The sequence below is a fragment of the Chitinophagales bacterium genome, from assembly GCA_040877935.1.
GTDB lineage: Bacteria > Bacteroidota > Bacteroidia > Chitinophagales > CAIOSU01 > JBBDNB01.
In genome coordinates this window covers 108370-116728 of the sequence record JBBDNB010000023.1, presented here as the reverse complement: position 1 = coordinate 116728, position 8359 = coordinate 108370, and the positions used below count along the sequence as shown (strand labels likewise).

Annotated in this window: 11 protein-coding genes; 3 read left to right on the top strand and 8 right to left on the bottom strand. The window is 36.8% G+C overall.

Annotated elements, in window-relative coordinates; translation table 11 throughout:
* Positions 1–100 precede the first annotated feature (100 nt).
* Both WD048_06140 and WD048_06135 read right to left on the bottom strand, forming a co-directional pair.
* Positions 101–1024: a hypothetical protein gene (locus WD048_06140; protein MEX0811776.1), complete on the bottom strand. Its 924-nt coding sequence runs from the start codon at positions 1022–1024 to the stop codon at positions 101–103.
* A gap of 227 nt (positions 1025–1251) precedes the next feature.
* Positions 1252–1722 carry an NUDIX domain-containing protein gene (locus WD048_06135; GenBank protein MEX0811775.1) on the bottom strand — a complete coding sequence of 157 codons (471 nt, stop codon included), beginning with the start codon at positions 1720–1722 and terminating at the stop codon, positions 1252–1254.
* A gap of 350 nt (positions 1723–2072) precedes the next feature.
* On the opposite strand from WD048_06135, the gene WD048_06130 reads away from it, so the two are divergent.
* Entirely contained in the window at positions 2073–3698 is a 1626-nt protein-coding gene (locus tag WD048_06130) for a hypothetical protein (protein ID MEX0811774.1), read from the top strand.
* Between the two features lie 53 nt (positions 3699–3751).
* On the opposite strand, the gene WD048_06125 is transcribed toward WD048_06130, so the two are convergent.
* Both WD048_06125 and WD048_06120 read right to left on the bottom strand, forming a co-directional pair.
* A complete protein-coding gene (locus WD048_06125; GenBank protein MEX0811773.1) occupies positions 3752–3922 on the bottom strand; it encodes a hypothetical protein in 171 nt (56 codons plus the stop codon).
* Between the two features lie 66 nt (positions 3923–3988).
* Positions 3989–4273 carry a hypothetical protein gene (locus WD048_06120; protein ID MEX0811772.1) on the bottom strand — a complete coding sequence of 95 codons (285 nt, stop codon included), beginning with the start codon at positions 4271–4273 and terminating at the stop codon, positions 3989–3991.
* A gap of 248 nt (positions 4274–4521) precedes the next feature.
* Between WD048_06120 and WD048_06115 the strand changes: the two genes are divergently transcribed.
* Positions 4522–4746, top strand: coding sequence for a hypothetical protein (locus WD048_06115; GenBank protein ID MEX0811771.1), 225 nt, complete (start codon positions 4522–4524; stop codon positions 4744–4746).
* Positions 4747–4826: 80 nt separating this feature from the next.
* Complete coding sequence (locus tag WD048_06110; GenBank protein ID MEX0811770.1) at positions 4827–5258, top strand: DUF429 domain-containing protein; 432 nt, start codon at positions 4827–4829, stop codon at positions 5256–5258.
* 107 nt (positions 5259–5365) lie between these two features.
* Here the strand turns inward: WD048_06110 and WD048_06105 are convergent, their stop codons facing one another.
* From WD048_06105 to WD048_06090, 4 genes are all read right to left on the bottom strand, one after another.
* Entirely contained in the window at positions 5366–6055 is a 690-nt protein-coding gene (locus WD048_06105; GenBank protein ID MEX0811769.1) for a hypothetical protein, read from the bottom strand.
* A gap of 45 nt (positions 6056–6100) precedes the next feature.
* Positions 6101–6448, bottom strand: coding sequence for an addiction module toxin RelE (locus tag WD048_06100; GenBank protein ID MEX0811768.1), 348 nt, complete (start codon positions 6446–6448; stop codon positions 6101–6103).
* Positions 6438–6656 (bottom strand): hypothetical protein, encoded by a 219-nt coding sequence (locus WD048_06095; GenBank protein MEX0811767.1) that lies wholly within the window; start codon positions 6654–6656, stop codon positions 6438–6440. Before WD048_06095 ends, WD048_06100 begins: the two co-directional genes overlap by 11 nt.
* 97 nt (positions 6657–6753) lie before the next feature.
* Positions 6754–8265, bottom strand: a complete 1512-nt coding sequence (locus WD048_06090; protein ID MEX0811766.1) for a DUF2779 domain-containing protein — start codon at positions 8263–8265, stop codon at positions 6754–6756.
* Positions 8266–8359 lie beyond the last annotated feature (94 nt).

Genomic DNA, 8359 nt, shown 5'->3' with positions numbered 1-8359 from the left:
CATTAATCAAAAAAGCGGCTTAATAAATTTAGTACCATTTTTTGTAGGAATTCCAAACCTTACAAGAAGCGATTTACTATAGAATATATGCTCTGTCAAGTTAGTTGCCATTGTCGCCAAAATACCTTTGTAAAAACTTGTCTATCCATTCATCTTTACAAACTTCTTTCAAGTCAATTACAAACTCTTTTAAATGTCGCTTGTAGAAACCTGTTTTTCTTTCATCATATTTTTTTGTTTTAGTGTCAAAAGAAATAAATTGTTCAATGTATTTATCAACTCCAGCTTGACACTCTTTGTTCTCTTTAGGATATAGATAAATGAAAAAACCGTCATCGTATTTTTTGTTGGCGTGTTTGAGATGTGCAATTGAAAGCAAATGGTCACGCCAAATTTGTTCTATGGGTTTTGCTCTTAAATATTTATTGCTGTCAGGTTTAAATAGTTCTGATTTGTTTGAGATGTCTGCATACCTTTCTTTATATGTCGCAGGTGCATCATTCAAACTTTCGGAATATTTCACTTCAATTCCTATAAACCCACTTTGTCCATTTACGGGTTTGAACTCTATGAAAACATCAAATGCAGAATGGTCGCAAGTGTAACTGCAATCGCCTCTGCCGTCAGAATGTTCAAAAATTATGTTTGTTACTTTCTCGATACGGTTCTCAAATTGTCTGTTGAAAAATTTTGTCGCCAAGTCATAGTCAAGTGATAATTCAGCGAATAAATTAAATGCTAAAGGTTGGCTTGATAAAAGGTTTGTGTAAAGTCGTGTCTTTGCAATTTTCGCACCTTTCTCTTTATTTTTTAGAGCCTTCTTAACTACGTCACGAATATTTTTTGTCAGAAAATTTTCTTTGCTGTCAAAGGCAAATTTCGTTTCAATGTAGTTTCCTAATTCTACTGTTTCACCTCTAGGATTTTTGTAAGTCCCGATTGGAAATCCTCTCTTAACTCTCCAGTCGTTTTGGAGTTGTCTTGCCCAAGCTGAAAACTCGGTGTCACCCTTTATCAATGTCATATTGTGTTAATTTAATGTTTGTCACTTCATGGTTTGCGTTGTCGCCATAAAATGATAAACAATCGTTTATAGATATTATAAATTCATACATAGCTCTCCATTTTAGCTGGCTTTGTATGAAAAATATCCTACTTTATTTTTCTCAAGCTTGATAAAGATAAAAAATATTATTTCGCATCTCTGTTAGAGTTTGGAATCCTGATTATCCCAATATCCTTTGGCTACTTTTAGTTGCCGTTTGTTTTTTCATGTTCAAATAGATAGTTGACCCGTTTATTGAGTACAACTTGCTTCAGTTCCTCGCAAGGAAATATTTTGTGCTTATCAAGTTCGTCAATCGGGATCCACTTAAAGCCCGTCATATCAAAATCCGGTTTTAGCTGATTCTTGCCAACCTTAACACTGTTGTTTCGCTTACATTCAAAAATTATTTCAACCTGATGAATTCCACCTAACCAAACTTCAATATCTGGCTCATCTATAATAAACTCTCTTACAAGTAGCACATCACCCACTTCCACTTCAATAGCAACTTCTTCCCTGAATTCAATTTGTACGGTCTGCTTCAAATTAACACCCTTCTCTTGTCCACCTCCAGGTAGCGAATAATAAGTATTCATATTCTTGTGCTTGTACTCCACAAAAAGAATTTTATCATCTTCCTCTAAAATTCCTCGTGCACTTACTCTATACCTCATTGTTTCACATCTGTTTGATATACTCCATTCCATCACACTTAACTACACAAATATTTTCTAAATGGATGACTACAATTCTTTATTTCCAGGATTGATAAAAATATCACAAATTATCGGAAGGGAAATAAAACGGCACCTTAGGCAAGCCTGACAGGGCTTTAAATCCTGTCAAGCTTAGGCCGGAAGGTAGATCAGGTAAGAAACATAAGCAAAACATCTAATACAACGATAGGAGATTTTGTGAAAAATTCTATTTGATTTTTGTCTGTTTTTAACATTTTTTAAATAAGTTTACGCTGCAATCATCATCAGACAATACCTTTTTATTATTTCAACAAAAATTTAACTCAATGAAAAACTTATCATTTGTGATTGTATTGCTTTTGCTCTCACAATCCATTTTTGCCCAGAGGGGTATTGCTAAAAAATTCGATATTACCTGGGGGCCGGAATACAAACAACCCAAAAAATTCACCCCCGAGGGATTCCTTTATAATCCGAATGAAGGATATGTGCTGGTAAGCAATAAAAAAATGAAAAGTCTTACTTTCCAGCGCTTTGACCTCGAACGGCTGCGTATAGAGGACGAAAAGGAAATTGAAATCAAAGACCTGGGAAATAAAATCGTGCTGGACCGCATGCAGGTTTTCAATAACAAACACTACCTATTTTTCACCGACTGGGACCGCGGAAGAGGTAAAGAAATCCTTTTTGTGCAGGAAGTAGATATCAAAACAAATGGATTTGTGGGCAGTAAAAAAGTATTAATAGAGTGCGATAAAGTTACCGGTGATCTTATTAATACAGGGATGTATTCATTTACCACCGCCAATAAATTCAAATTCTATTTTTCAGCCGACAGTTCAAAAATGCTGGTGACCTATCGCAAATACCCTGAAAGCAAAAATGATGCGGTGAACAAAGATGTGATCGGTTTTAATGTGTTTGATAAGAATCTCAAAAAAGTTTGGGGTACTGAAATTAAGATGCCCTATACCGAGAAGATTATGGACAATGAAGACTATCAGGTTGATTCAGAAGGCAATGCCTATTTACTGGCAAAAGTATATGATGGCAACAGAAAGGAAGAAGTTGATGGAGAGCCCAATTACCAATTTGAGTTGATGAAACTCTCTGAGGGAAGCAGCTCGTTTAAGCAATACCCTATAAAAATGGATGGAATTTTTGTTTACAATTTATCCCTGATGGAATATTCTCCCGGCAAATTGCTTTGTGCAGGATACTATTATAAAAGTGTAGGCGGATCATTTAAAAGGTCAAGTGGCGCCAGCGGAGTGATGATTGCAAAAATGGATGAAAATCTAAATCTTACTATCTCAGTAAGTGAGTTCCCCGTAGATATTTTGAAGGATTTTGAAAGTGCAAGAGAGCAAAGAAAAGTTGACCGGAAAGATAAAAAAGGTGACTCCGGTTCCTCTACACTTACAATAAGAGATATTATATGGTCTTCTGATGGCAGTTTGGTAATAAATGGAGAGGATTATTATTTTAAAACCCATGTCACTGGAACAGGAACTTCCCGAAGAGTTACCTATACCTATTACTACGAAGACATTATCGCCATGAAAATTGATGCAAATAACAAAATGGCATGGGTCAATAAAATTCCAAAAAGACAAAGAGGTAATGTTCAATGGCAGTCCATGTCATTTGAATGCTTTCCTATCAATGATGATTATTACTATTTCTATATTGACAATGCCAAAAACCTAAGACTTCAGCCCGATAAAACACCTGCCACCCATATGGATGGAGCAGGTGGATATTTAACCTTGGTTAAAATTGATGGCGAAACAGGTGAACTGGAAAAAGACCACTTTTTTGATTTGAAAAAACATAAAATCAATCTATACCCATCGCGTATTGATCAAATATCTAACAATACCCTGATTGCCCGTCCTTATATTGTAGGAAAAGGCGATCAAAAGATTTTCAAAATGGAGTTGATGAATTAGTTTCTAAAATTTCAAATGCATAAAAGCCTGCTCCCAGACCGAGAGCGGGCTTTTTATTTTTTATCCTTGCGCATCACTCGTTTGTATATCAGGCCAATCACCCAATGAGGAACAAGTGGCAAAAACCAAACCGTCAGTTTATTCACAAAACCCGGAATAGATTCAGCTTTGCCGCTAAACAGTGCTTTCACACCTGTCCTGGCCACCGATTCCGGTTTTTTCATAATGCCCAACTTCATCGCAAGTTGCACATTTACCTGATGTGTATTATATAGCGCAGTAGCCGCATCCTAGCTGTGAACGGCATCGGTGAGTTTTTTCAATTGAGCTACATTTTCGCTTTTCATCCACAACTGATGCAGAAAGGAAAGTCCTGAACGATCAACAGCTGCATAGGCCACAGTGGTCATGCCCACGCCACCTGCTGCCACGGCACGGTGATAATTGAGCAAATCCTCTGAAGGCGCATTGCCGGGACACATGCCCTCAAATGCCGCTGCACGAATAGAACGGTTGCGCAACTTGAGCGGGCCGACTTGGTAGGGGGTGAATAGCTTTTTACTTGGCGTTTGCATTTAAATATGACGATCAAATTATGCAGTAATTATACTCAATATTTGCTTGAAGTTATTGAACATGATATTATAGAAGAGGATGGGTTGTTATTTTTGAATAAGTTATGTTGCGTCTAAAAATTAATCCGTCATGTTTTGACGGTGTAGCTTCGTAAATTTGACAAATGAATTGCTATTCAATAGTAGTATATAGTTTTAACTGAAAGATTTTTTTACGTATTGAAATCACAACTTAAATTTTAGCAGATATGGAAATTGTTGGCATTGACCCGGCTCCGGGAAAAGACTCTACCATATATGACGGTAAAGATTTTTTGAGCAAAGAAGGCTCTGATTTAATATCCTATATCAAGAAATTGAAACAAGATAAAAATGTACTCATTTGTTGGGATGCACCACTTACGGGACCTGGCCTCAAATTCAATGGCAGTTATTCAGATCGACCCATTGAGAAAGCACTGAGAAAGCACTGAGAAAGAAAATTGGAAAAATCGAGGGAGTTTCTGTATTGCCCTATTCGGGTTGTCCGCACTGGACAATCAGTAGAGCGGCTTTGGGTTACCCTATTTTGGGAGAATACGATAAAACAGAAAAAGAACTGCTCTTTAAAAAAGCAAATTCCTCAGATAAAACAGGTTTGCTACTTGCTGAAGTCCATCCTGCAGTGGCAATGTACATTTGGTTAGGAAAAAGGTTTCAAAAATATAAAGGAAGTGGACTCAATAAGCTGGAGCGAGAGGCCTGTGTACAACAAAATTTCAAGGGAATAATAGATTTATTGGAAAAACGGAGTGATTTTAGTTTCCCTACAATAGAAGATGATGACCAGCTCGATGCTTTTATAGCTTATCTACTGGGCTATTTATGGATTCATAAAAAGGATATGGTAAAATTAGTGGGCGATGAAGAAAAAGGGTCGATGTTGTTGCCTCTAAATTCGAAATTGATTTCTGAAACTGAAAAGATGCTTCAATTACAATTGTAAGGAATCCCTTTGTTTTTTGTAAGAAAAAGTGGGTATTATTTCTTACAGTTTTGTTTTGATTTCAATTTTGAGTCTCCTTTATTTAGCATGGGTTTAGCTAATAATTTTCACACATTGCCACTCCAATTTTTCATAGCTTTTGGATGGAATCCTTTTTGATAATTCAGCCCATTTACAATTTCATCTTTGATTTCTCCAGCTTCAATAATTTCCGTTAATTTTTCCCAGGAAATTGAAGGAATACAAGGCAATTGGTCTTCTTTTTTATGAATTGCTTCATGAATTGAATCTATGTAATATTCTGTCCCCAAAATACAGGTGACAACTGTTTCAATTTCATTGGGAAGTGCTTCTTTTAAAAACTCACCATACTTGTCGGATTCTTCAATCTGCCCAAGCTTAAATCCTTCCTCAAATTTCGCTTCTATTAAAACCAGTGTTTTTTTGTCTTTAAAATAAAATGCCAAATCGGGCTTCTTTTTTTGTGCATCTCCTTTTTCAGTTTCGAAAATATAATCTTCAGCCCGCTCTTTTGTTTTCAAAGCTTTTGATTGGTCTTTCTCGATTTTTGATTGAAAGTGAATCAATTCTCGAATAGCGGTGAATTCGTAAAAGAGCTTGCAGTTTTTGTAATCAATATCATCGGGCATTTTACATCCAGAAGAATGGGTATGATTTTCGAAAAACAATTTTAAATTTTTCTGTTTGTCCTTTAAAAACCAAGCGAACAAGTAGGAGCAAAAATGCCGTTCTTCTCTTGTGTTGGTGATTTGATAGGAGGGAGTTTGTTTTTTCATGTTTAAATACTGTGGGGATTGTTTGTATTGAAATTTCAGCAATAATTAAATTTCTTTATTGTGTATATCCTTTAAAATCTCTTTCAAAACTGTATTGCTAATAGATTCTCGGTCTGCCTTATCGTAGATGGATGTTAAATACAGCCGCTTTGGTTCAGTACATTTAAAAATAATGTTTGTAATCACTCGAGCGCCACCACTTTTTCCCCTGCCCTTACTTTTAATCGCTAAGCGAATTTTATAAAAGTTATTACCAAGAGGTGTGCCCTGTAAAGGATTTTTTGAAAGCAAATCATCAAGGGCTTTTAATTCAGATTTTAAGGAAGGGTACTTTTTAATAAGCTTCTTAGCTTCCTTTTCAAACTTTAGGATAGTTCGAATTTCACAATTCATCCAGGAATTGCTTTAAGGTTTTAGGTTCTTTTTTACCGCTTTCATAGTTGTTTATTTCATTTATGGCTTCAGAAAGTTCATTTTTCAAGGCTTTGTAATCTTGAAACTCCTTGTACCCTTTCAGAAGATTTTCCCAATCCCCAATGGGAATTTGAACTGCGGTTTTCCTCCCTTTCTGATCTATAATGTATTTTATCGAGATTGACATCCTAAATAGATTTGTATCAAATTTAAATATTTCAACTCAAAGCTGTTCCATATAATTCACTTTACAAATTCTAAGCTTTGTAATTCAGTTTCAAAAATCACTCGACTTCCTCCAGCAATCGCTCCCAAATTTTCACCATCGCAAGTGTATCTTGTTCGCAGTATTTCAGTAGGTTTTGACGGATTTTCCCTGCATCCTCATGATCTTGGTAGATCATTTGTTCAAAGGTACTACTCGCCATATCGCCATTATTGATTTCCAAATTGCTGTAGCTCATCTCTGGAACCAAGGCGGGCAATACCGCTTTGATGGAAGCTGAGCCGTTCATTTCAGGACGATAATACCAGCCACTTCTAAACGGCACGAGCAAATCCACAAAACGGCTGTTTAGGTTTTCAATATAGGCTGCCTCTTCGGGAAAACGATCGCCCAAAAAATTGAGAATGCGCTTTTCGAAACTGGCATTATAGGCCACGATGCTGCCTTCTGTTCCAATGTCCTGTTTTATCTGATCCATCAATGCCCGGGTCGGGTCATTGACAGCTGTTTCCCTGTAATCTTCAGGCTGCGCCAAAAATGCCTTGTGCTCGGGTTTGGCTCCGGGTGCAGCAATAAAGTGCAGCGAATACTGAAAAGGGACTTGCTGATAGGGACTGGTTCCATCCAAATAAGGAAGAGCCGGGTTGATGGTTTCAAAATCGAAAAAATAGAGTGGATATTCCCAGGTGTTTAGGAATTCCTTAATTTGCTCTGTTTCTATGTGAACCGCAGCATCTTTCACTCCATTGACCTGTAATTGCTGACGGGTGTTTAGATTTACTCCTTCCGGAATGTCTTCCATTTTCAATATTCCTTTTTCATACCATTCCCAGCCACTGCCCCTGTATAGTTCGAAAACTGATTTGTCAGGAACATGCTGCCAACAATGAGCCTTGTAATCACATTCAAAAGGATTACCGCAATGAGGCCCAATCTCTTTTTCTGGTTCTTTTCTTACTGGTATTCCACTTGTTGCGTCTCTTTGGATAAGTATTTTTTGAAGCTCAGATTTTTTTTCACCCACCATTTCTTGAAGAGATATCACTTGATTGGTGATATCTTCTAAGTGAAACAATTTCTTAGGTTCAATTGCACCATCTTTCACATATTGATTGTTGATGTGCATCAGGAAGAACTTATCTGGTTTGTAATTGCAATTATCCATCACCCAGTATTGAAAAGCCCCATCTGTAATGTGATAATCCTTTACACTAGTGCTGTTTTTAACTTCAATTGCCCAGCATTCTCCATTTTGATAATGTAGAATATCCAACATGCAGAAAGCTCCATTAGCAGAGAAAGTAGCTTCATAGACTGTTTGTATACCAACGGCTATCCAATCAGCAGTTAGTTTTATGGATTGTGACAAATTACTGTAAGAATCAGGAGTGGCATCCTTTCCCCCGGGAAAAACCTTTTGTGCCAACTCGCCTACATTATGCCCCGAAGCAAATAGCGCCTTCTGTGCTTCCGTGAGCGGTGGTTTTAGGTCTTTTCTGTAAAAATCAAAATACAGCTTTTTTTGGCACTGAATACCGGATATGAATTTGGATTTGGAGAGAATGGGCATGGTTTTTTTAATTTTAGCAATAAATAAATCTTAAACAAATGTACGGGGCAAGACCGTCAAAATGTGTCGGTGCTTAGCTGGGAAATCAAAAACT